This window comes from Exiguobacterium sp. GL_137 (genome assembly GCF_057834585.1).
On record NZ_CM174406.1, the window covers coordinates 1,914,454 to 1,937,613 of the forward strand.

Sequence of the window (23,160 nt, forward strand, 5' to 3'; positions counted from 1 at the left end):
CCTCATCGTTTTTTATTATCCTGTTGGTTCATTCACTTTTTTGAATGCAGCGATATAAAAACCATCTGTACCAAGTGATGTCGGGAGTAATTTTAATTCAGCCCGTTCACCAATCAGCGATTGAACGGCTTCCGGCATCCGTGTTTTGAATGTCTCGTCAAAAACAAATCCTTGGCTGAGAATATAGTCCGTTTGCTGCTCATTTTCGAACGGATCCATCGTACAGGTTGAATAAACGAATGTTCCATCCAGTTTGACCAGCGGAAGAACCGCTTCCAGAATCTGCCGCTGAATGACCGGCAACTGCGTTAAGTCTTCCGGACGTTTCGTCCACTTGATATCGGGTTTCCGGCGAATGACACCGAGTCCCGAACACGGTGCGTCGACCAACACCCGGTCAAACGACGCCTCCTCAAAACGTGTTCCCGCTTGACGGGCATCCAGTGCTTCCGCCTGAACATTTTCAAGTCCAAGACGAACTGCCTGTTTTTCTAGTAATTTCACTTTGTGTGGATGAAGATCCAGTGCCAACAACGAGCCGCTCGCCAAACCTTCCGCGATATGCATCGCTTTCCCGCCCGGGGCCGCACAGCTGTCCAAGACACGGTCTGTTGGTTGTGCGCCTAACGCTGCAGCAACCAGCATCGAACTTTCGTCCTGGAGCGACAGGTAACCACGTTCCAATAAATCCGTCTGTTGCACACTGCCACTGATGATTTCTAGACCGTCTGGTGCCGCATGGGCTGGTTTCGCACTGACGCCCTGGGCTTCCAGTAATTCAATCGCTTCTTGTCTGTCTGTCCGGGTCCGGTTGACACGTACGGTAACGGGGGCCGGTTCATTGTTCAGTCGGCACATCTGCCACGTTTCTTCTTCTCCGAATAATTCAATCCACCGTTCGACGAGCCATGCCGGATGGCTTGTTTCGATACTGATTCGGTCGACCACTGAAGGAATCGCTGAGAAATCAGGTTTTCCTTGTCGAAGGACGTTCCGCAACACACCGTTAACAACTTTCGCGATATGCGGTTTACCTCGTGTCTTGGCAATCTCGACTGCCTCGTTGATGACGGCGTGATCCGGAATCCGGTCGAGATAAAACAGTTGATAGACACTCATCCGTAATAACGGACGCATGAATGGGTCCAGCTTCTTTTGTTTCGTTAAGAACGGTTCTAAAATATAGTCGAGTGTCAATTCACGGCTGAGCGTTCCGTACACCAGTTCCGTATATAAGCCGACATCCGCTTTTGAGATAGCACGTTTTTCAAGCATCTGGTGGACGGAAATCGTGGAGAAAGCCCCACCTTGACCAATTTTTAATAAAGTTGTTACTGCTGCATCTCTGACATTCATGCTTGTTCGCCTACTTTCTGTCCAATCGTCAATGTCTGTCCGACACCACGCATAAATGTAGCACCGTCCATCCGTTTTTTTCCGGCCGGTTGTACATCTACTAATTTCAATGCGACATCAGATCCGGTTGCGATGACCGGTCCGTCGGCTTCGAGGGCAATGATTTCGCCCGCCGGTCCGTGACCCGGGACTTTTTCAGCAAAGTAGACTTTCAGACGGTCTGAACCAAGCATCGTATACGCACTCGGGAAGGGATTCATTCCGCGAATTTGATTGTATAACGCTTCTCCGGGACGTGAAAAATCAAGTCGTTCCCGTTCCCGGCTGATATTCGGAGAAAACGTGACGTCTTCCTCCCGTTGCGCTTCCGGTGTCAACGTACCTGCAATCAACTGCGGTAATGTTTCGATTAATAATCGGGCACCGGCAGCACTGAGCTTGTCAAACATCGTTCCGACCGTGTCACGCTCTTCAATCGGTACGATGATTTTTGATAACATATCTCCAGCATCCAACCGGTCCACCATATACATGATCGTGACTCCCGTTTCCGTTTCACCATCGATGATGGCTTGATGAATCGGAGCGCCGCCGCGATACTTCGGCAACAAGGACGCATGGACATTAATCGCACCATATCGCGGTGCTTCAAGCACGGCCGTCGGAACGATTTGTCCGTAAGCAGCGGTAATGATCAAGTCCGGTTTCAAATCGAGCAAGTCTTGATAATCTTCCCGGATTTTAACGGGTTGTAAGACAGGAATGTCGTGAGCCAGCGCAACTTCCTTCACCGGTGTTGGTTTGATTTCACGTTTGCGTCCAACGGGTTTATCCGGCTGAGAGACGACACCGACGACATCATAACCGGCATCAATCACTTCACGGAGCGTATTTGCGGCAAAGTCCGGCGTCCCCATGAAGACGACGCGAGGGGATGCTTCTGTTTCGACTAATTTATCCGTAAACAATACACCGTCCAGATGATCCATTTCGTGCTGAATCGCCCGTGCAAAAAAACCATTCGCCTTAATTTTGACACTCCGTCCTAGACGGTCTTGTGATTTGACAACGATTTGCTCAAACCGTTCGACCGGTCCGAAAATTCCCGGCATGCTCAAACATCCTTCGTCATCGATTTCTGAACCGGATGCTTCGATAATTTCCGGGTTAATCAGCTCGATTGGTCCCGTTTCATCATCCGTATGGACGATGGCGACACGAATCGGCTGATTGATTTGCGGCGCAGCGAGTCCGACGCCGTCATATTCGTACATCGTATCGAACATACGATCAATCATTTTCCCTAATTTCTTATCAAACTTCGTTACTCGTTGGCATTTTTGACGCAATACTTCATTTGGTACTTCTACAACTTTATACATAGTTTGCCACCTCACATGAATACAAATGGATTTAAATCCACTGTTACTTGGACTTTTTGTTTGATGCGTAATGCAAGCATCGCACGGAGTGCCTCCCGTACTTCTTCTTGACCTTTATGTTTTAAAATCACCTGTTGGCGATACATGTTTTTCAACCGTGCGAGCGGGGCTTCGAGCGGACCGTTGACAATTAAATCGTCTGATTCCAAATGCCGAAGTTGTCCGGCAATCGCTTCTGCTTCCGCTTGGGCTTCAAGCGGATGGGCCGCTGAAATCGTGATCAATCCTAAAAACCAGAAGGGCGGGTGCCCCCCTAACTTGCGCAACTGCATTTCCCGCTTATAAAACGCTTCATAGTCATGCCGTTTTGCCGTCTGGATGACGTAATGATCCGGGTTATACGTCTGGATGATCGATTGCCCGGCAAGTGCTCCCCGACCGGCCCGCCCTGAAACCTGTGTGATCAACTGAAACGTTCGTTCACTCGCCCGAAAATCGGGAATTCCGAGTGTGGCATCCGCAGCAATGACACCGACCAGTGTCACATTCGGAAAATCAAGTCCTTTTGCAATCATTTGTGTCCCGAGCAAAATATTTCCTTCGCCGCGCTCAAACGCATTTAGTAATTTTTCATGCGCCCCTTTACGTGACGTCGTGTCTTGATCCATCCGAATGATTTTGGCTTCCGGAATTAAATGTGCCAGTTCTTCTTCGATTTTTTGCGTTCCGGTACCGAACTGCCGAATTTTTTTCGATTCACACGACGGACACGTTTTCGGCATCGCTGCTTCAAATCCACAATAATGACACTTCAGACAATCTTGGTGTTGATGATAAGTCAGATTGACAGCGCAATGAGGACATTGAAGCGTTTCTCCACAATCCCGGCACAGCACGAATGTCGTGTATCCCCGTCGATTGAGGAGCAAGACCGTCTGTTCGCCCCGCTCGATGCGCTGTTTGATTCCTTCGACAAGCGCGAGGCTGAACGGCGTTCGATTGCCGCGTTCTAGTTCTTTTCGCATATCGATGATCTCGACCGGTGGAAGTTCGCCTCCGAATCGTTCTGTCAGAGGGAGGTAACGATAGACCCCTTTCTGAGAGCGTGCATACGTCTCTAGAATCGGCGTCGCACTTCCAAGGACGACGGGACATTTATGGTATGCCGCTCGCCATGTTGCCACGTCCCGGGTATGATACCGCGGATTTTCTTCTTGTTTATAGGTCGTTTCATGTTCTTCGTCTAAAATGATCACACCGATGTTCGTTAACGGTGCAAAAATCGCAGATCGTGCTCCGACGACGACGTCCACTTCTCCATGCGAAATCTTGCGCCATTCATCGTATTTTTCACCTAACGACAACCCGCTGTGAAGCACGGCGACACGGTCACCGAACCGTCGTTTAAAACGTTTGACCATCATCGGTGTCAAACTGATTTCCGGTACGAGCAGAATGGCTTGGCGTCCCCGTTCAAGCATGGTATGAATCGATTCGAGATACACTTCCGTTTTCCCGCTCCCGGTCACCCCATGGAGTAAAAACGTATTCGTTTCATCCGGTGCCGTAATCGCATCGACGGCATCCTGCTGGTGCGTCGTCAACGTAGAAGGAACAAAGATATCCTGGACAAGATGTTCATACGGATTCCGGTTCACATCAATCGTCTCAACCGTAATGACGCCTTTTTTCTCCAGACTATTGAGAATGCTGACGGTCAAATCGAGTTCGTGCATCACTTCACTCCACAACACCTCCGGACGTTCCATCAGATAATCACGAAACAGGATCTGCTTGGTAGCTTGTTTTGATAATTCAATCGTCTCATCAAGCAGGCGGATCCGTTTGTCCGTTTTAGAGGTTTTCTTTTCTTTGACAACCGGTTGGAGGTGCACCTCTCCCTTTTGAGCAGCTACTAAAATCTGTTGCTGGACCTCACTCGGAAACTGGCTGATTTTCTTCTGATTCCAGTGAACCAGTCGCGGGTCTTCCGCCAAAATCAGTTTATCATAACTGACTTTCAAAGCAGCAGGTAACATCGCGAGGAGCGCTGTCGCCTGATAGCAAAGTGTCGTCTCTGATAAATAACCCGACAGTCGAAGTAATTCTTCCGTATACGTCGGGGTCTCATCGAGAACACGTACGATCGGTTTGATTCGTGCGAGATCGGTCTCATCCTTCACGGCTACGACGATTCCGAGTAAGGAGCGCGGACCAAACGGAACTTCGACACGCATACCGGGAACGACGAGATCACGCCATAAATCCGGTACTTCATAGTCAAATGGCCGATCGACCGTCGCAGCGGCGACATCGACGATGACTTCAGCAATCATCGTAAGGCCTCCGCGAACTGTTCGATTAATGCGGTTGCTAATCGGGTCTTCGATTGTTGATCGTAATGGACGGCTCCATTACTTTTACCGTAGACCGTGACTTGATTTTCATCACTTGAAAAACCGATATCCGAACGTGAGACATCATTCGCCACGATGAAATCCGCCTGTTTTCGAATTAATTTTTGTTTCGCATGTGTTTCCAGGTTTTCCGTCTCTGCTGCAAAACCAACTAAAATCTGTTTGGTCTTCCGCTCACCAAGTGTTCGTAAGATATCAGTCGTCTCTTCCAGTTCAATCCGTAATGGTCCGTCGATTTTCTTTTGTTTGCGATCATACTGGACAGTCGGGCGATAATCTGCGACCGCCGCTGCCATGATGACCAAGTCTTGTTTGTCATAGACGGCTAACATCGCTTCGAGCATCTCCTCACCGGATTCGACAGCAATCGTCGTCATACCGGTCGGCACTGTCCCACGGACCGGACCGTGAACAAGTGTGACGGTCGCTCCGGCATCCCGAGCCGCTTCCGCAAGCGCGATGCCCATCTTTCCAGATGAATCGTTCGTCAAATAACGAACCGGATCAATTCGTTCCACCGTCGGACCGGCACTGATCAAGACATGACGATTTCCCAGTTTTTTGGTTTCGAAAAGACCGGATAATGTCTCGACCAATTCTTCCGTTTCAGGCAACCGCCCTTTTCCGACCCAACCGCATGCCAAATTCCCGACGCCGGGTGCAATCAAATGGACTCCGTCTGCCATCAGCCGGTCCATATTTCGTACCGTCGCCGGATGTTCGAGCATATTGACGTTCATCGCCGGAGCGACAACGACGGGACAAGTCGCAGCCAAGATGGTCGTCGTGATAAAATCGTCGGCAATCCCGTGGGCAAGTTTCGCAATCAGATTCGCTGTTGCAGGAGCAACGACAATCAAATCGGCTTCATCTGCTAAATCGATGTGGGCAATCTTGGATGCATCATGCTCAATGAAGACATCATCATAGACCGGTTTCCGCGTCAGTGCGGCAAACGTCGTTTTCCCGACGAATTGTTGGGCATTCTTCGTCATCGCGACTTGAACGTTCGCTCCGGCCTGAACGAGCTTCGATGCCAAGGCCGCTGCTTTATATGAAGCGATTCCGCCTCCGACACATAATAGGATGTTACGATTCGTTAGCATGATGAATTCCTCCTTATTGAAAAAAACAGCCACAATGAGGAGTGGCTGCTTCAAAATTAGTCTTGCGGTTGGTTCGTAACCACGACTTCACCAGAAAAGAGTTCTTCGAGCGCTTTTCCGACTGGTTTGTATGATTTCGGGTTCGCTACTTTCACGCGTTTCCCGTCTTGGATTTGACGCGCACGTTTTGCTGCGACCGTCACGATTGTGTATTTCGAAGGCACCGTCTTTTGAAGCTTGTCTACTGATGGATATAACATGTTATTTGACCTCCATGGCTTTTTTATACAAGGACGCAACGCGTTCCCGGCTACAATGTTCTGCAGTGACGATTGCTTGAATTCTGTCACATGCTTTGTGGATCTCATCATTCGTGACGACGTAATCATAAGCATCCATCATCTCAATCTCTTCTTTCGCGACAAGAAGACGTTGTTTGATGACTTCCTCTGATTCCGTTCCACGTCCAACAAGTCGGTTACGAAGTTCCTGTAGACTTGGCGGAGCCAAAAACAGAAAAACAGCTTCCGGAAAATGTTCCTTAACCTGCATCGCACCCTGCACTTCAATTTCTAAGATGACGTCTTTTCCTTCATCCAAGATTTTGTTGACCCAATCGACGGGTGTACCATAGTAATTGCCGACGAATTCCGCATGCTCGAGCAATTGATTATTGGCAATCATACTTTCGAATTCTTCACGTGTCTTGAAGAAATAATGGACACCATCCACTTCTCCCTCACGCGGTTTGCGTGTCGTACAGGACACCGAATAGTGCAAATTGTTGTCTTCGTCTTCGCGTAAAGCACGGCAAACTGTTCCTTTACCGACACCACTCGGACCAGACAATACGAGTAATAAGCCACGCTCTTTAAAAATCACTTCAGAACCCCTCCATCTAACAAACTTCACATTGTTTCATATTAGCAGTAGAGACAGGAAGTTCGCAAGTGGTCTTTTTCAGCTCGACTGCTTAATCATACCATAAACGTGCACTTTCTGTTACCTTTAGAAAGTGGAAACGAAATCAAGAAAGAAGGTAATATCATGGCTTTTGATGGACTAATGACGACACGTGTCGTCCGGGAACTCCAACCGCTCGTTGGAGCACGGATTAATAAAATACATCAACCGTATGCACTCGATTTGATTTTCAGTGTCCGGGCAGAACGAAAAAACGTGATGTTGCTCGCATCGGCCAATGCCATGTACGCACGGCTTCATCTGACATCGGAGTCGACCAGCAATCCAAGCGAACCCCCGATGTTTTGTATGATGCTCCGGAAGCATCTTGAAGGTGGATTCATCGAATCGATCGAACAACTCGGACGTGACCGGGTCATTTTAATGCGCGTCCGTTCACGAAACGAACTCGGAGACGAAGAAGCCAAGAAGCTGTACATCGAACTGATGGGCCGCCACTCCAACATCCTGCTGACAGATGGACAGGATAGAATTTTAGATGCCATCAAACATCTTCCGCTCAGCCAAAATACATTCCGGACTATCATGCCGGGTTTACAGTATCAATTGCCACCGGAACAGGATAAAATCGATCCGTTGACCGGTGACATCGAACAGACGTTACACCGGATTGATTGGAATGCCGGGAAAATCGATCGTCAATTATTAGGATTGTTCAGTGGTTTTTCACCACAAATCACTGCCGAGATCGTATCACGGGCCGGACATTCAAACCGGACGTCACTGGCGCAGGCAATTCATTCCATACTGGGCGAACTGAAAGGACCTTATTATTTCCAGCGTCTCGCAAACGGAAAAGAACGGTTCTCGCCTGTCGCGCTCCATCATGGAGAGATTGTTGAAGAAAAGACGTTCGCAACTAGCGGAGACGTCCTCGATGCGTTTTTCCACCAGAAATCGAATCGGGATCGCGTCAAACAGCAGGCTGCCGACCTGGAACGGTTCATCAAAAGTGAATACGATAAAAATATTCTCAAACGAACGAAACTAGAGCGTGATCTCGCCGCCACTGAAAAGATGGACGAGTTGAAACATAAAGGGGAATTATTGACGACCTACCTGTACCAGCTCGAACGCGGGATGAAAGAAGCAACGGTCGTCGATTATTATGAGGAAGACGGCAAGGAAATTACGATTGCCCTTGATCCCCGCTTTTCACCGAATGAAAATGCCCAGCGCTATTACAAACGGTACAACAAACTGAAGACCGCTAAAATCGAAGTGGCGAAGCAACTTGAGAAAAATCAGCTCGAAATCAATTATTTTGAGTCATTGCTGGCGCAACTCGAGGTCGCTTCCCCGGAAGATATTCGGGAGATGCGGGAAGAGCTCGTCGAAGAAGGTTATGTTCGGGAGCGTAGTAAAAAGAAAAAGAAACCGCTCGTCCCGAAACTCGAGTCGTATCAATCTTCGACCGGTATTCCATTTTTCGTCGGGAAAAACAATAAACAAAATGATTATGCGACCTTTAAATTTGGACGTCGGTCCGAGACGTGGTTGCATACAAAAGATATTCCCGGTTCACACGTCATCATTCGCAGTGAACAGCCGGATGAGACTACCCTGAAAGAAGCAGCAATTGTCGCCGCCTACTATTCAAAAGCACGTGAATCGAGTCAGGTCCCGGTCGATTTCACAGAACTCCGTCATGTCAAAAAGCCGAGTGGTGCAAAACCGGGATTCGTCATCTATACGGATCAAACGACACTTTACGTCACACCGGACGCCGATCTCGTCCAGTCATTGCGGACACCTTAAACCAAAACGTCGCCCTCACTCTTTTTCGATTGAAAAAGGGTCTCGAGGACGACGTTTTTTATTTCATTTTTTCGAGTTGTTCCCGGTAATCTAGCAAGTGTCCGTTGATGATGTCTTTGACCTCACTGACTTCCTGGTCAAAGCTGAACATCGGCTGATCGCGTTCATGTGAAAAGATCACATCATAATGATGGCTGAGCAGAAAATCGATTTCTTGTCCAAGTATCTTCTCCTGCTCGTCTGACATCGGCAAGTCACGATGACTGGCGATACTCTCGAGAAGCAACAGAAATTTATCTTCCAGATCAACAAGCTGTTTCAATTGAATGAACGCTTTACTCTGACCACTGGCAACCAGTGGATATTTCTGATCTTCTTGCAACATGATGATCATTTCCTCATGTTTTAAGACCTGTTTACGGACCGTCAGTAATTTCGCATCGTCTTTGACCAGACTCCGCCAGTCCTCCATCAATTGTTTGGTCGTCTTTTTGACGAACAACAACAAGCGGTCTTCGTAGTGCGGCGGGAAGACGATATAGTTGACGGCGACAGCGGATAAGACGCCGACGACCGTCAATAAAGACCGAGTCAACGCGTAATGGACATAGTCTGCTGTCGGACTCTCAAACATCAGGACGATCGCAAAAGCGGCAAACGTCGACATGTCGGTCCGTCCAATCATCGAGTTGAAGACAAGCGAAACGATGACCGCGAGACCAATCGTCAACGGATTTGCTCCAAGCGTAGCGACGACCGCCAGTCCACAAACTAATCCAAGAATCGTTCCTAAAATCCGATTGAAGACGATTTTAAACGACCGGTGAATCGTCGGTTGCATCGCAACGATGGCAGCGACGGCGCCCATACCTGAATAGATCCCGAAGACATACCAGGAAAAGCTGAGGGCAATCGCTACAGCGATTCCGGTCTTGATCGTCCGGAGACCAATACGAAACTGGAATTTCACTCGAGCGTCACCTGCCCGACTTCACTCTCGACAGTCACTTCCGGTTTTTCTTGTTTGGATAACTCGAATAAAGCCACATCGTCGTCTTTTTGTTTCGTATACCGGTCGGAGGCTTTAATGTCTCCCTCTGTCGTTACAGCAATCGTTCCCGCTGCTTTCGTTGGTTTCAATCGAATCGGACCATCAATCGTTGAGACGGTCAAATCGAGTTTTGCACCGTATTCCGATAAACTGACCGATTCTGCCGTCACTTCAGCATGGACGGCATTCATATTCGATGCTTTGACATTGCCTTTACCTGTCAGAACAATATCGTCGGCGTCCATTTTATTTAAGTCCATCGTCTCGGCTGACAGATTAATTGATTTGGCATAAACACCCATCCCTTTGATCGACTCGGCGTCGACATCAATACGATTCATATAGTTCGGTAATCCGACTTGAATCGAAAAATCACCCGGCTTCTCACTCGGACGGTTCCCGAGTCGTGCTGCAAATCCGTCTCGCCCTGTCACCGTCAATGTATTTCCTGACGTCCCGATCTTTAATCGTTTTTGACTTGACGCACTATCGACCAATTTCAATTGAACGTTTCCGTCCGTACTCCGGACAAAGTTGATCGTGCCGTTCGGGGCATCGATTTGCAACGTTTTATACCGCTTCGTCGTTTTAAATGCTTCGCCCCGCGATAAGGAATCCGTCGTCAAAAACAACGTCACCGTATATAAAACCAGCAAACTTAAAAGAACCGATCCATACACAATCAGTGGACGCCGGATCGGTTTGCGGGTACCAATCCGATCAAATGATGCCGTCATTTTCCGTCGTTTGTCCTTTAGCCGCGTAAACGAGGATTGTTTGCGTTTTCGTTCTGTTCTGCTTGTGTTCTCCTCCATTGGTCTACCTCCATCCAATTCTCTCCCATTATTCCGAATTTATGATTCGTCTGTCAACATTCCTTCTTTATCATACGAAATTGTTCACATATTGCCATCGGGCGGAGGTTGGAGCACAACAAAAAACGAACACCTCTTCCTGCTTTATCAGAAAAAGTGTCCGTTTCGATTACCGAAGACCCTTCGCATGGAAGGGCTCACTGTATTTTAGAGTTCGATGGATGCATCAATTTTTAACGCATGACCCGTCTGCCCTTGTGCTTCGAGATTCGCACAAAATGCCTCGGCGTCCTGTTTGATTAAATCGAACGTATCGTAATGAACCGGAACGACCGCTTTCGCTTGCAGCATGTCTGCTGCAACTAACGCATCATCAGGTCCCATCGTATAGTTATCCCCGATTGGCAAGAAGGCGAGGTCGATATCATAATGCGCACCGTAGAGCGCCATATCACCAAACAGTGCTGTATCTCCCGCATGATATATGACTTTTTCTTCAATCGTCAATAAGAAACCGGCTGGCATCCCCATATACGTGATCGTCTGTTTTTCTTCGTCAATGATGCTTGAAGAGTGGAATGCCTGCGTCATTTTGACTTTACCAAACGGAAACTCGAACTGTCCGCCCAGGTTCATCGGATGCACGTTCAATCCTTTGAAGCTGAGGTAAGTCGCCAGTTCATGTGTTGCGACAATCGTTGCGCCGGTCGCTTTTGCGATGGCTTCTGCATCCAGCATATGATCAGCGTGTGCATGCGTCAGCAAGATAAAATCTGCTTTGACGTCTTCCGGTTTTGTCATCGCGTGATCGTTACCGCTGAAAAACGGATCAATCACGATATGGTGCCCGTTCGTTTCGATGGTGACAGTAGACTGTCCATGATAAGTCAACTTCATCTAAAATGACCTCCTGAGATTAATGGTATCAACAGAAGATTTAGTTCCCTTCTCCCCAGGCACATAAACCTTTTACCGCAGGTTGCAACGTATAAGCGGCGTCTGTCAAGCGGTACTCGACATGCAGGACGGCTTCATCAAATTCAATCCGTTCGACCATCCCGAGCCGTTCGAGTTCCTTTAACTGATCGGTCAAGACTTTCCGGGAAATACCGGGAATCGCGCGTTGTAACTCTAAAAAACGTTTCGGACCGTCCTCTAGCGTGCAATATAACTGTGGACGCCATTTCCCGCCGATGATGGCGAGCGCCCGATTGACTGGAAATTGTTCTGTCGTCATTACTTCCGTCTCTCCTTCAGGTAGTTACTTCAAAGTGCGTACTATGCAGTCGAGTGTATCGTAAGTTATCGTTGTCGTAAATCAAAATGCAAAGGAGCTGGATGTTATGACATATCCACGTAATTTTTCGCACATCGGACTGTCTGTCCCAAATTTAGAACAAGCCATTTCGTTTTACTCGGAGGTCATGGGCTGGTATATCATCATGGAACCGTCCGATGTCGTAGAAGACGATTCACCAATCGGTGTCATGTGTACGGATGCCTTCGGAGCCGGCTGGGAAAAATTCCGCATTGCGCATATGGCGACGGGTGACCGGGTCGGGATCGAGTTATTTGAGTTCCCGAACAACGAAAAACCGGAAAACAACTTTGAATTCTGGAAAACAGGCATTTTCCACTATGCGATTCAAGATCCGGACATCGAAGGCATGGTCGAAAAAATCGTCGCGCACGGCGGCAAACAACGGATGGTGTACTGTGAAGATCCGTTCGGCAACCTCGTTGAACTGTACTCCCATTCGTATGAACTGACCTACTCGGAAGGAGCGTATTAAAATGAAAGCATGGCTAAATCACGCAGGCGACACTATCGATCAATGGACATTTGAAGAAGTCGAAACACCCACACCGGGTGAAGGGCAGGCCATGATTCGCGTCCAAGCCGCCGCCTTGAATCCTGTTGATTATAAAGCGACGAAAAATCCGGCTTGGACGTACCCGCATATTCCGGGTGTTGATTTAACCGGTATCGTTGAACAAGTGGAGAAAAACGTAACGGGTGTCGAGCCCGGTGACCGGGTGGCAATCCATACGAACCTCCAAAAAAACGGAACCTTTGCGGAATATGCAGTCGTCGATGCCCGTGCCCTGGCCAAAATTCCGGATGCTGTCAGCTTCACCGAGGCAGCGGCGATTTTGTGTGCCGGGATGACCGCCTATGAAGCAATCGTTCAAAAGATGAACACGAGCGGTAAAGAAACGATCCTCATCCATGCCGGTGCAGGTGGTGTCGGCGGAATCGGTATTCAACTTGCCAAACGTCTCGGGTTATCCGTTGCGACGACGGCCTCAAAGGAAAATCACGATTGGGTCAAGAAACTCGGTGCGGATCTTGCCATCGACTATAAAAAAGAAAACGTGACAGAAGCCATCCGAAACTGGACGAACGGTCGCGGTGCTGATTTGATTTTCAACACGGTAGGTCGTGATGAAGCAACAGCGGATTTCGGACGCCTCGCTTTTTCCGGTCAACTTGCCTTCATCGCCGGTGGACCCGATCAATCGGTCGTCAAACCGTTTACGCTCTCTCCGTCCGTTCATGAAGTCGCACTCGCTGCTGCTTATGCGAGCGAAGATGACCGTGCCATCCGGAATCTCGGTCATATGGCAAGTGAGCTTCTAAAACTCGTTGCAGCAAAAGAACTGGATCCGCTCGTCACGGAAGAAATTCCGGCGGCAGACATCGTCAAAGGCTTACAACGTTTGTCAGAGCGCCACGTCCGCGGAAAAATCATCGCGACGTTTTAACATATCTTATTTCTACAACAAAAGCAGCAGTACTTCCTCATGATTCAGGAAAGCACTGCTGCTTTTTCATGCTGTCATCCGGTCATTGGTATTTCGGACGTTTCGTAATTTGTACCGAACGTCCGACGAGTTTAAAGCCGACTGCTTGATAAATCTTGTTCGACGTCGGATTCGACCAGTCCGTGTACAATGACACCATCGGATACTGCTGTAATAAATGCTCGGACAAACATGCCACTAAGTAAGAAGCAATCCCTTGTTTCCGCCATTTTTGCGGGGTGAAGACATACGAAATCGTCACACCCGAAGCAGTTGGTCGACTGGAAGACGCCATCGCGAGTAACTGCTCCCCGTCGAACAGACCAAACAAGGTATCTGCTTGAATATGTTTTAGGATCGTTTGTTTATTTTTCAAACGACTGCGTTCTGTCGCGGGTAAGGCGCCGGTCTCTTGGATGAATGACCAGCCGAACGCAACAGCCTGATCAGCAAACCGTTCCTCGATTAGACGGAACTCATAGTCGAGCGTTACCGGAGGAATCACCGTCGTCAATGCGTAAATCCCTTGATCCATCTTGATTTGAAACGGACTGTGCGAAGCCAGCAACGGTTTAATGATTGCCTGCTCGCCGACATATCCGGGGCAGTTCAAAATCCGTGATAACTTTCGAATTCCTTCGTATGTAAACACATCCCCTGCCAGGATCGCCTGTTCTTCAATTGTTTGCAGGACGACAATCGTCCGGTCTCCCTCTTCTGCAATCGCCATCAAAATCGGGACATCCCCCCGTTCGAGTATCCCGAGCGGCAACTGATGGACATCAGGTCGTCGTTCAAGCAACGGGACCGCAACCTGTTTGAAGCTCTCATAATCACGATAATGGGTCAACATCTGAAAACAGCTCCTTTTCTTTGTTTTCAGTGTATCAAAAAAAAGAACGCATGACGGATGATTCTCATCATTTCCGTCATGCTCGGCTCACTTCACTCATGCTGTCGTAATTAATTCTGTTTTGCGACCGCCAGGAACGCTTCACTCCACTTCACCGGATCCACCGACCAGGTCTGTAAAGCGTCCTGTTCTTCTTTGGAAATGTAGGCCGTCTCGACAGCTGTCTCCAGCAATTCTGTAAACGTCAGTAACGCATCCGCTTCCACTTCGGCCGCCGTTAAGTTTTCCTTCAGTCGTGTCATGCCGTATGAGAAGATGGCTTGAATCCGGACAACGGTTGCCCCGGCTGCTTCAACTGCTTGGGTGGCTTCAATCGAGGACGTCCCCGTCGACAATAAGTCTTCGACGACGATGACACGTTGTCCGGCTTGCAAACGTCCTTCAATCTGATTCCCTTTTCCGTGTCCTTTGGCACTCCCTCGGATATAAATCATTGGAAGACCGAGTCGTTCCGCGACGAGCGCCGCATGCGGAATACCGGCTGTTGCCGTCCCGGCGATGACATCGACGTTTAAGAGCCGGATGCGTTCCGCTAATTTGTCGGCAATCAGCGTCCGAACGGCCGGACTGGATAAAGTCAGCCGGTTGTCACAATAAATGGGCGACCGTAACCCGCTCGCCCACGTATACGGTGTCGTCGGTGCTAACGTGACCGCTTCGATTTCGAGTAAAGCCTTTGCCAGTTGATTCATGATCTGATCCCCTTCCATTCTGAGAGTAATGCTTCATAGACGGCTTTCGGATCCTCTGCCTGTGTGATGGCACGTCCGATGACGAGATCCGTCGCCCCGTTTCGTCCGGCGTCCGTCACGGTCGCAATCCGTTTTTGATCATTTGCTGCCGTCCCGTTCGGCCGGATTCCCGGAGTGACCAGTTGGAATCCGGGTCGACAGATGGCCTTGATGTGCGTCGTATCGAGAGCGGAACACACGACTCCGTCAAGACCGGCCTGTTCGGCTTCGCGTGCATAGTGCGCAACCACCTCGTCCATCGTGTGTGGAATCATAAGTTCGGTTAACATCGCTTGATCGGTCGATGTCAGTTGGGTGACGGCAATCAACCGTGTATCGGCCGACGTCTCACGTAATCCTGCAAGGGCCGCCTGCATCATTGTTTTTCCACCTGCTGCGTGGACGTTCGTCAGTTCAACACCGAGTTGACCAATGATCCGCATCGTCCGCCGGGCCGTTTCTGGAATATCATGGACTTTTAAATCGAGAAACACAGCATGTCCTTGCTTGATCAAATGCCGGACAAAAGCAGGACCTTCCGCATAATACAGCTCCATCCCGATTTTGACTGCCGGGCGGTGTGGTGCCAATTTTTCTAAAAATCGTTCGACTTGGTTGGCTGACTCAAAATCAAGCGCGATGTAAAGTTGCTCCATATGCTTTCCCCCTGATGTCCAAAATGTGTTCAATTCCTAACTCGTCCATTCGTTTCGGTAATGCCGTTATCAGTTCCTGACAAATGAACGGATTCACGAAATTTGCCGTTCCAATCGCTACCGCTGACGCGCCTGCGTAAATCATCTCGAGTACATCATCCACTTCCATGACGCCTCCCATCCCGATGATCGGAATCGAGACGACTTGGGCGACATCGTGAATCATCCGAATGGCAACCGGTTTGATGGCTGGTCCGGACAATCCGCCGATCCGGTTAGCCAAAATCGGTTGACCGGTCCGAACGTCGATCCGCATCCCGACAAGTGTATTGATCATCGTCAGTCCATCCGCACCCGCCTGTTCAACTGCTTGGGCCATCTCAACAATCGACGTGACATTTGGAGATAATTTGACATAGACCGGTTTTTCGGAAACCGCTTTGACGCGCCGTGTCAGCTCAGCCGCCATCTTCGGATCCGTTCCGAACTGCAACCCGCCGGACTTGACGTTTGGACAGGAGATGTTCAACTCGATTGCTTTAACGACCGGATCCCGGCTGATCCGTCTCGTGACTTCCTCATATTCTTTTGGTGTCGAGCCGGCCACATTCGCAATGATTTCTGTATCAAACTGACTGAGAAACGGTAATTTCTGTGCGATGATTCCGTCGACACCCGGATTTTGTAAACCGATCGCATTCAGCATGCCCATACCGCTCTCTGCAACCCGCGGCGTCGGATTGCCATACCGTTCTTCCCCGGTCGCCGCTTTAATCATGATGCCTCCAAGCATGGATAAATCGTACAGTTTGGCAAACTCTTCACCGAATCCGAAACATCCGGACGCCGGAATGATCGGATTTTTTAAATTCAGACCGGGTAACGTCACATGTAGACGGTTCATAGAATCACCTCTTCTGCCCGGAAGACCGGACCATCGGAACAGGTTTTGACATAATGTCCGTCAGGTGTCGGACAGACACAAGCGAAACAGGCGCCAATGCCGCACCCCATCCGGTTTTCAATCGATAAAAACTTATGTTCGATCGGAACCTGTTGAATCGAGCGTAACATCGGTTCCGGTCCACAGGCGAACAGTGTATCGAACCGGTTGCTGTCGAGTGCGGCGGTCACGAATCCTTGAATTCCTGCTGTCCCGTCGACGGTCGTCACCGTCGTCGGACCAAGTTTTCGAAACTCGTCTTCATAAAAGACACTGTCTGCCGTATCGAATCCCAAAATTGCTTCGCAGGTAATTCCCCGTTCGACCAGTCGACGCATCGTGTAATAGAGCGGTGGAACCCCGATACCTCCCCCGACCAACACAATTTTGGCATCACGCGCGACATGTTCGACCGGAAACCCGCTTCCGAGTGGGCCGAGTGCATCGATTTGATCCCCCGCCCGAAGACGCGCCAGTTCTTTTGTACCTTGACCGATTTCCTTGAACAAAAATGTGATTAAATCTCCTTCGACGTTAGCAATCGAGATCGGGCGACGTAATAATGGACCGACCCGCAAATGCATGAACCGCCCTGGTTCGATAGGCGTCGCGTCAGGACGGCGACAGACTAATTCTGTCGCGCCTGAAGCAATTTGTCGTCGTGTCACGACCGTCAAAAGTTGAATCATCGAGTCACCACCTTTTTCATATAGTCGAATGGCTGAATGGCACTGGCTTCAAAGGACAGGCTTTCAATGACCCGTAATAAAGCTTCCGCGGTATCAAGAGAAGTCAGACAGACGACATTGTTTTCTGCTGCTGCCCGGCGAATGATGAAGCCGTCTTTCGTGACTTGCGAATCCCGACTCATCGTATTGATGACATATTCAACTTCCGCTTTTTCAATCCATTCGAGCATTGACCCTTGTTCCGAACCGAGCTTACCGACGACTTGGACATGCAGACCGTGCTCCGCCAAGACACCGGCTGTTCCGGCCGTGGCAAGAAGTGTAAAGCCGAGTGCCGTAAAGCGTTTGGCGAGATCGAGCATTTCCTGTTTATCCTGATCAGCGACCGTCAACAAGACACGGCCGTGTTCCGGAATCGCCATACCGGAGGCAAGCAACCCTTTATAAAGCGCTTTTTCGAGTGTCCGGTCCGTTCCAATGACTTCTCCGGTCGATTTCATCTCCGGTCCGAGCGACGGATCGACTTCCTTCAGCTTCGCAAACGAGAAGACCGGTACTTTTACAGAGACCAGTTCTTCTTCCGGTAAAACGCCACTCGTCAATCCGTAAGATGCGAGCGTATCTCCCAAGATGACATTCGTCGCCAGGCGTGCAACCGGTAAGCCGGTGACTTTTGAGATGAACGGGACGGTCCGACTTGCCCGCGGATTGACTTCGAGCACATACAGTTCTCCGTCTGCAAAGACGAATTGGATATTAAGCAATCCTTTGATCCGGAAGGCTTTGGCAATCCGCGTCGTATAATCGACAATCAAATCCTTGATCGCTTGCGGTACCCGTTGCGGCGGATAAACGCCGATGGAATCCCCGGAGTGGACGCCGGCCCGTTCGATATGTTCCATGATGCCCGGAATGACAACATCTTCTCCGTCACAAATCGCATCCACCTCAAGTTCCATTCCGGTCAAATAACGGTCGACGAGAACCGGACGTTCCGGCGAGGCAATGACGGCGTGTTTCATATAATGTTCCAGCTCCTGCTGTCCGTAGACAATCTCCATCGCACGTCCGCCCAGGACATAAGACGGGCGGACGAGAACCGGATACCCGAGCTCGCTTGCCGCTTCTGTCGCTTCAGCTACTGTGACAGCTGTTTTCCCCGGAGGTTGCGGAATTTCAAGCTGTGTCAGGGCCGCTTCAAACTGTTTCCGATCTTCTGCCCGGTCGAGATCCTCAAGAGCCGTTCCAAGAATCTTCACCCCTTCCGCTTCCAGCGATTCAGCTAAATTGATTGCCGTCTGTCCGCCGAATTGCACGATGACCCCGATCGGCTGTTCGTTTCGGATGACTTCGAGTACATCTTCCGTCGTCAAGGGTTCAAAATAGAGCCGGTCAGAAATCGAGAAGTCAGTTGAGACCGTCTCCGGGTTATTGTTGACGATGATGGCTTCATATCCCGCTTCACGAATCGCTTGAATGGAATGGACCGTTGCATAATCAAACTCCACCCCTTGCCCGATCCGGATCGGTCCGGAACCGAGGACAAGAATCGACGCTTGTGTTGTTGGTGTCGCCTCGTTTTCAACTTCGTACGTGCCGTAGTAATACGGTGTGTCGGATGCAAATTCCGCTGCACACGTATCGACCATTTTATAAACTGGATGCAGTCCCGCTTCGTTACGGATGGACCGGACAGCTGTCTCGGTTTGTTCCGTAATCCGGGCGAGCATTTGGTCACTGAAGCCATAGCGTTTGGCATGACGCAGGCGTTCCTGTGTCAATCCATTCTTGACGATGTCCTGTTCAATTCGGTGGATGTGATGCAGTTTTTCTAAGAATAACCGGTCGATGCTTGTCCATTCGTGCAACTGTTCGACGGTATAACCGCGTTCGATGCCGGCATAGAGGGCAAACAATCGTTCATCCGTCGCTTTGACGATTTGACGGTGCAGATCGGCTTCATTCATTTCAGCAAAACGTGTCATGTGTAAATCGGATTGACCGATTTCAAGCGAACGGACTGCTTTCAGCAAGGCTTCCTCCATCGTCCGTCCCATGGCCATCACTTCACCCGTCGCTTTCATCTGCGTCCCGAGTGTCCGGTCCGCCGACTCAAACTTATCAAACGGCCAACGGGGAATCTTGGCGACGACATAGTCAAGTGCCGGTTCGAACGAAGCAAAACTTGTTTCCGTAATCGGATTCTTCAACTCGGATAAGGCATACCCGACGGCGATTTTCGCGGCCAGTTTAGCAATCGGATATCCTGTCGCTTTCGAAGCCAGTGCCGAAGAACGCGATACACGCGGATTCACTTCGATGACATAATACGTGAAACTCACCGGATCGAGTGCGAATTGGATATTGCACCCACCTTCGATCCCGAGTGCACGAATGATATCGAGCGATACATTACGCATCATCTGATAATCGCGGTCGGATAACGTTTGTGTCGGAGCAAAGACGATCGAGTCACCCGTATGGACACCAACCGGATCAAAGTTTTCCATCGCACAGACGATGATTGCCTGGTTCGTCGCGTCACGCATGACTTCAAATTCGACTTCTTTCATCCCGGCGATTGATTTCTCAAGTAAAACCTGTGTCGCCGGACTGGCTTTGAGTCCACCTTCGACAATCCGGATGAACTCATCCATCGTTTCAGCGATGCCGCCACCGGTTCCACCAAGCGTATATGCCGGTCGAATAATGATTGGAAGACCGATTTTCGCACAAAAGTGTTCGGCTTCTTCGACTGTATGCACGATCTCACTTTCCGGAACACCGTGCCCGAGTCTAAACATCAATTTTCTGAACAAATCACGATCTTCCGCTTCCTCGATTGCCGTCAGCTTCGTCCCGAGCAGCTCGACGCCATATTCGGCAAGAACACCCAGTCGATCCAGTTCAACAGCAAGATTCAGACCCGTTTGTCCGCCGAGAGTCGCGAGTAACGCATCGGGACGTTCTTTCCGGATGATCCGGGAAACAAACTCTGCTTGTAACGGTTCGATGTACACTCGGTCCGCTACTGTCGGATCCGTCATGATGGTCGCCGGATTGGAGTTAACGAGAACGACTTCGTACCCTTCCTCTTTTAAGGCTTGGCAGGCTTGTGTTCCGGCATAATCAAATTCCGCCGCTTGTCCGATGACGATTGGACCGGATCCGATAACGAGAATCTTTTGAATATCTTGACGTTTAGGCATGAGAGACCTCCTGTTGGTTCGTGATTTCTGTTAAAAATTGATCAAATAAATCATTGGCATCCATCGGTCCGGGAGAAGCTTCAGGGTGATACTGAACGGAAAAGACGGGGTGGATCGTATGCCGGATTCCTTCAACGGTCCCATCATTGATCGCCCGGTGCGTCAGCATGAGATTCAACCCGACCAGCGACTCTTCCTCGACAGCGTAACCATGATTTTGTGACGTGATACTGACTTGTCCCGTTTGAAGATCTTCGACCGGGTGGTTTGCTCCCCGGTGACCAAACGGTAATTTAAACGTATCTGCTCCATGCGCCAAGGCAATCAATTGATGACCAAGACAGATGCCAAAGATGACGACTTGACCGGTCAGTTCCTGAATTAAGGGAATCGCGGTCGGAACATCTTTTGGATTCCCGGGACCGTTCGATAACATGACACCGTCCGGTACGTAACGCAAGACATCCTTCGCCGTCACGTCGTGCGGGACGACGACGACTTCGCATCCGCGTCGGACAAGCTCCCGGATAATCCCGAGTTTGGCACCGAAATCGACCAAGACGATCCGTGGACCGGCACCCGGGATGACATAGGCGCGTTCCGTCGAAGCCCGTTTGACCTGATCGGTTGCAAGCGTCATCTGTTGAATCCGGTCCAGTTGCTCGGACAACTCGTACGCTCCATCGACGAGGAGTCCCCGCATGACTCCTTTTGAACGCAGGTGTCGGGTTAACTGACGGGTATCGATTCCCGTTAAACCGGGAATGTTGAATTCCGCTAGAGCCGCTGCAAGTGACGTCTGGGAGCGGAAGTTTGATGGTGTATGACAGACTTCCCGGACAATCAGTGCTTTCGCAAGCGGACGGGTCGTTTCATAGTCATCACGGTTCATGCCGTAGTTGCCGATCAACGGATTGGTTAAGACGATCATTTGATCACAGTAGGAAGGATCGGATAACATCTCTTGATACCCGGTCATGCCTGTTTGGAAGACCACTTCCCCCATCGTCACCTCGCTTGCACCAAATGCTTCTCCTTCAAACACCATTCCATCTTCTAAAATCAACGTCCGTTTAGACATGTGTCATTTCCCCCTTGAATACAATTTCTCCACCGACGAGCGTCAAGACCGGATAGCCCGTTAGTCGTTCTCCACTAAATGGTGTGTTTTTCCCTTTCGAGAAAAACTGATCCGGTTGAACCGTCCGAACTGTCTTTAGATCGAGTAAGACAAGATCGGCAGGTGCTCCGACTTCGATTCGTCCAAATGGCAAGTCAAACAAATCAGCCGGTTTACGTGACAACCAATCGAGCAACTGGGCAAGCGTGACGATGCCCGGTTCGACCAGCTTCGTATACAACAACGGAAATGCTGTCTCAAATCCTGTAATTCCGAACGGAGCCCGCTCGATGCCGAGTGCTTTTTCCTCTGTTGCATGCGGCGCATGATCCGTTGCGATACAATCAATCGTCCCGTCCAGCAAACCCTCCAGCAATGCTTGGCGATCCGCTTCGCTCCGAAGTGGTGGATTCATCTTGAAGTTTGGATCGCGTCCGACGATATCGTCTTCCGTTAACACCAGATGATGGGGCGTGACTTCCGCCGTCACCCGAATCCCTGCCCGTTTTGCATCCCGGATCACCCGGACGGATTCCTTTGTCGAGACATGGCAGACGTGATAATGACAGCCGGTCGCTTCCGCAATCAAGACATCCCGCGCGATATGAACGCTTTCGGCCAGTGACGGGATTCCCTGTAATCCTTCGCGTGCACTATACGCTCCTTCATGGACACAACCTGCCTTCAGCGAATCATCTTCACAATGGGCGATGATACTTTTATTGACGGCGGCGGCGCGTATCATCGCTTCCCGCATGACAGCGGCACTTTGGACACCGACTCCGTCATCCGTGAAAGCAAAGGCATCGGTCAGTTGTTCAAATGCGACGAGTTCCTGCCCTAGCTGATTTTTTGAAATCGCCGCATAAGGGAAAACACGGACAGATGCCGTTTCTTCAATCTTTTTAAAGAGCGCATCCAGCGTCTCCCGGTCATCCGGAACCGGTCGCGTGTTCGGCATCGGACAAATCGTCGTAAACCCGCCTGCCGCCGCTGCTGCCGTTCCCGTCGTGATCGTCTCCTTATGTTCGCCGCCCGGTTCGCGTAAATGAACATGAATATCGACAAATCCTGGTGCGACCGTATAACCTGTCGCATCAATCACCTGATCCGTCTCGCGTGGTGTCGCATCGAGCTCCGTCAAGACACCCTCTTCGATGCGAATGCTCGACTCGTGCCGTTCCCCATTTTTATACCATGTCGCATGATCAATTCGGATTGCCAT

21 protein-coding genes are annotated in these 23,160 nt (G+C 49.9%); 3 read left to right on the forward strand and 18 right to left on the reverse strand.

All coding sequences use genetic code 11. The annotated features are described in order from the left end of the window. Positions 1-15: 15 nt before the first annotated feature. The 6 genes from rsmB to gmk are packed head-to-tail and all read right to left on the reverse strand — an operon-like array spanning position 16 to position 7,140. On the reverse strand, positions 16-1,356 hold the full coding sequence (gene rsmB / locus AC3IRK_RS10175) for a 16S rRNA (cytosine(967)-C(5))-methyltransferase RsmB (protein ID WP_489169926.1): 1,341 nt from the start codon (positions 1,354-1,356) through the stop codon (positions 16-18). Next, on the reverse strand, positions 1,353-2,738 hold the full coding sequence (fmt, locus tag AC3IRK_RS10180; RefSeq protein WP_489169927.1) for a methionyl-tRNA formyltransferase: 1,386 nt from the start codon (positions 2,736-2,738) through the stop codon (positions 1,353-1,355). The genes rsmB and fmt overlap by 4 nt, the downstream gene beginning before the upstream one ends. An 11-nt stretch (positions 2,739-2,749) precedes the next feature. Continuing rightward, entirely contained in the window at positions 2,750-5,074 is a 2,325-nt protein-coding gene (gene priA / locus AC3IRK_RS10185) for a primosomal protein N' (protein ID WP_214852710.1), read from the reverse strand. Further along, positions 5,071-6,261 (reverse strand): bifunctional phosphopantothenoylcysteine decarboxylase/phosphopantothenate--cysteine ligase CoaBC, encoded by a 1,191-nt coding sequence (gene coaBC / locus AC3IRK_RS10190; RefSeq protein WP_489169928.1) that lies wholly within the window; start codon positions 6,259-6,261, stop codon positions 5,071-5,073. The genes priA and coaBC overlap by 4 nt, the downstream gene beginning before the upstream one ends. A gap of 56 nt (positions 6,262-6,317) precedes the next feature. After that, positions 6,318-6,521, reverse strand: coding sequence for a DNA-directed RNA polymerase subunit omega (gene rpoZ / locus AC3IRK_RS10195; RefSeq protein WP_012370799.1), 204 nt, complete (start codon positions 6,519-6,521; stop codon positions 6,318-6,320). Position 6,522: 1 nt separating this feature from the next. Continuing rightward, on the reverse strand, positions 6,523-7,140 hold the full coding sequence (gmk, locus tag AC3IRK_RS10200; RefSeq protein ID WP_188005445.1) for a guanylate kinase: 618 nt from the start codon (positions 7,138-7,140) through the stop codon (positions 6,523-6,525). Between the two features lie 168 nt (positions 7,141-7,308). Here gmk and AC3IRK_RS10205 point away from each other — a divergent pair, with 168 nt between their 5' ends. Further along, a complete protein-coding gene (locus AC3IRK_RS10205) occupies positions 7,309-9,003 on the forward strand; it encodes an Rqc2 family fibronectin-binding protein (RefSeq protein ID WP_489169929.1) in 1,695 nt (564 codons plus the stop codon). Positions 9,004-9,061: 58 nt separating this feature from the next. On the opposite strand, the gene AC3IRK_RS10210 is transcribed toward AC3IRK_RS10205, so the two are convergent. The 4 genes from AC3IRK_RS10210 to AC3IRK_RS10225 all read right to left on the reverse strand — a co-directional run bounded on the left by AC3IRK_RS10210 (position 9,062) and on the right by AC3IRK_RS10225 (position 12,106). Further along, on the reverse strand, positions 9,062-9,973 hold the full coding sequence (locus AC3IRK_RS10210) for an FUSC family protein (RefSeq protein WP_188004518.1): 912 nt from the start codon (positions 9,971-9,973) through the stop codon (positions 9,062-9,064). Further along, complete coding sequence (locus AC3IRK_RS10215; protein WP_131502621.1) at positions 9,970-10,869, reverse strand: DUF4097 family beta strand repeat-containing protein; 900 nt, start codon at positions 10,867-10,869, stop codon at positions 9,970-9,972. The genes AC3IRK_RS10210 and AC3IRK_RS10215 overlap by 4 nt, the downstream gene beginning before the upstream one ends. Positions 10,870-11,076: 207 nt before the next feature. Then, entirely contained in the window at positions 11,077-11,766 is a 690-nt protein-coding gene (locus AC3IRK_RS10220) for a metal-dependent hydrolase (RefSeq protein WP_131502622.1), read from the reverse strand. A 40-nt stretch (positions 11,767-11,806) separates the two neighbouring features. Continuing rightward, entirely contained in the window at positions 11,807-12,106 is a 300-nt protein-coding gene (locus tag AC3IRK_RS10225; protein WP_114595454.1) for a winged helix-turn-helix transcriptional regulator, read from the reverse strand. A 106-nt stretch (positions 12,107-12,212) separates the two neighbouring features. Here AC3IRK_RS10225 and AC3IRK_RS10230 point away from each other — a divergent pair, with 106 nt between their 5' ends. Together AC3IRK_RS10230 and AC3IRK_RS10235 are read left to right on the forward strand one after the other, a co-directional pair. Next, complete coding sequence (locus tag AC3IRK_RS10230) at positions 12,213-12,662, forward strand: VOC family protein (protein WP_489169930.1); 450 nt, start codon at positions 12,213-12,215, stop codon at positions 12,660-12,662. A gap of 1 nt (position 12,663) precedes the next feature. Further along, positions 12,664-13,635: a zinc-binding dehydrogenase gene (locus AC3IRK_RS10235; protein ID WP_489169931.1), complete on the forward strand. Its 972-nt coding sequence runs from the start codon at positions 12,664-12,666 to the stop codon at positions 13,633-13,635. A gap of 82 nt (positions 13,636-13,717) precedes the next feature. Here AC3IRK_RS10235 and AC3IRK_RS10240 read toward each other — a convergent pair whose 3' ends face one another. The 8 genes from AC3IRK_RS10240 to pyrC all read right to left on the reverse strand — a co-directional run bounded on the left by AC3IRK_RS10240 (position 13,718) and on the right by pyrC (position 23,160). Further along, on the reverse strand, positions 13,718-14,527 hold the full coding sequence (locus AC3IRK_RS10240; RefSeq protein ID WP_214852735.1) for a GNAT family N-acetyltransferase: 810 nt from the start codon (positions 14,525-14,527) through the stop codon (positions 13,718-13,720). A gap of 110 nt (positions 14,528-14,637) precedes the next feature. After that, positions 14,638-15,279, reverse strand: coding sequence for an orotate phosphoribosyltransferase (gene pyrE, locus AC3IRK_RS10245; RefSeq protein WP_489169932.1), 642 nt, complete (start codon positions 15,277-15,279; stop codon positions 14,638-14,640). After that, a complete protein-coding gene (gene pyrF, locus AC3IRK_RS10250) occupies positions 15,276-15,974 on the reverse strand; it encodes an orotidine-5'-phosphate decarboxylase (RefSeq protein ID WP_489169933.1) in 699 nt (232 codons plus the stop codon). Before pyrF ends, pyrE begins: the two co-directional genes overlap by 4 nt. Next, complete coding sequence (locus AC3IRK_RS10255) at positions 15,949-16,878, reverse strand: dihydroorotate dehydrogenase (RefSeq protein ID WP_489169934.1); 930 nt, start codon at positions 16,876-16,878, stop codon at positions 15,949-15,951. The genes pyrF and AC3IRK_RS10255 overlap by 26 nt, the downstream gene beginning before the upstream one ends. Further along, positions 16,875-17,606: a dihydroorotate dehydrogenase electron transfer subunit gene (locus AC3IRK_RS10260; protein ID WP_489169935.1), complete on the reverse strand. Its 732-nt coding sequence runs from the start codon at positions 17,604-17,606 to the stop codon at positions 16,875-16,877. The genes AC3IRK_RS10255 and AC3IRK_RS10260 overlap by 4 nt, the downstream gene beginning before the upstream one ends. Further along, complete coding sequence (gene carB / locus AC3IRK_RS10265; protein ID WP_489169936.1) at positions 17,603-20,815, reverse strand: carbamoyl-phosphate synthase large subunit; 3,213 nt, start codon at positions 20,813-20,815, stop codon at positions 17,603-17,605. Before carB ends, AC3IRK_RS10260 begins: the two co-directional genes overlap by 4 nt. Continuing rightward, on the reverse strand, positions 20,808-21,896 hold the full coding sequence (locus AC3IRK_RS10270; RefSeq protein ID WP_489169937.1) for a carbamoyl phosphate synthase small subunit: 1,089 nt from the start codon (positions 21,894-21,896) through the stop codon (positions 20,808-20,810). The genes carB and AC3IRK_RS10270 overlap by 8 nt, the downstream gene beginning before the upstream one ends. Continuing rightward, entirely contained in the window at positions 21,889-23,160 is a 1,272-nt protein-coding gene (gene pyrC / locus AC3IRK_RS10275) for a dihydroorotase (protein WP_131502632.1), read from the reverse strand. The genes AC3IRK_RS10270 and pyrC overlap by 8 nt, the downstream gene beginning before the upstream one ends.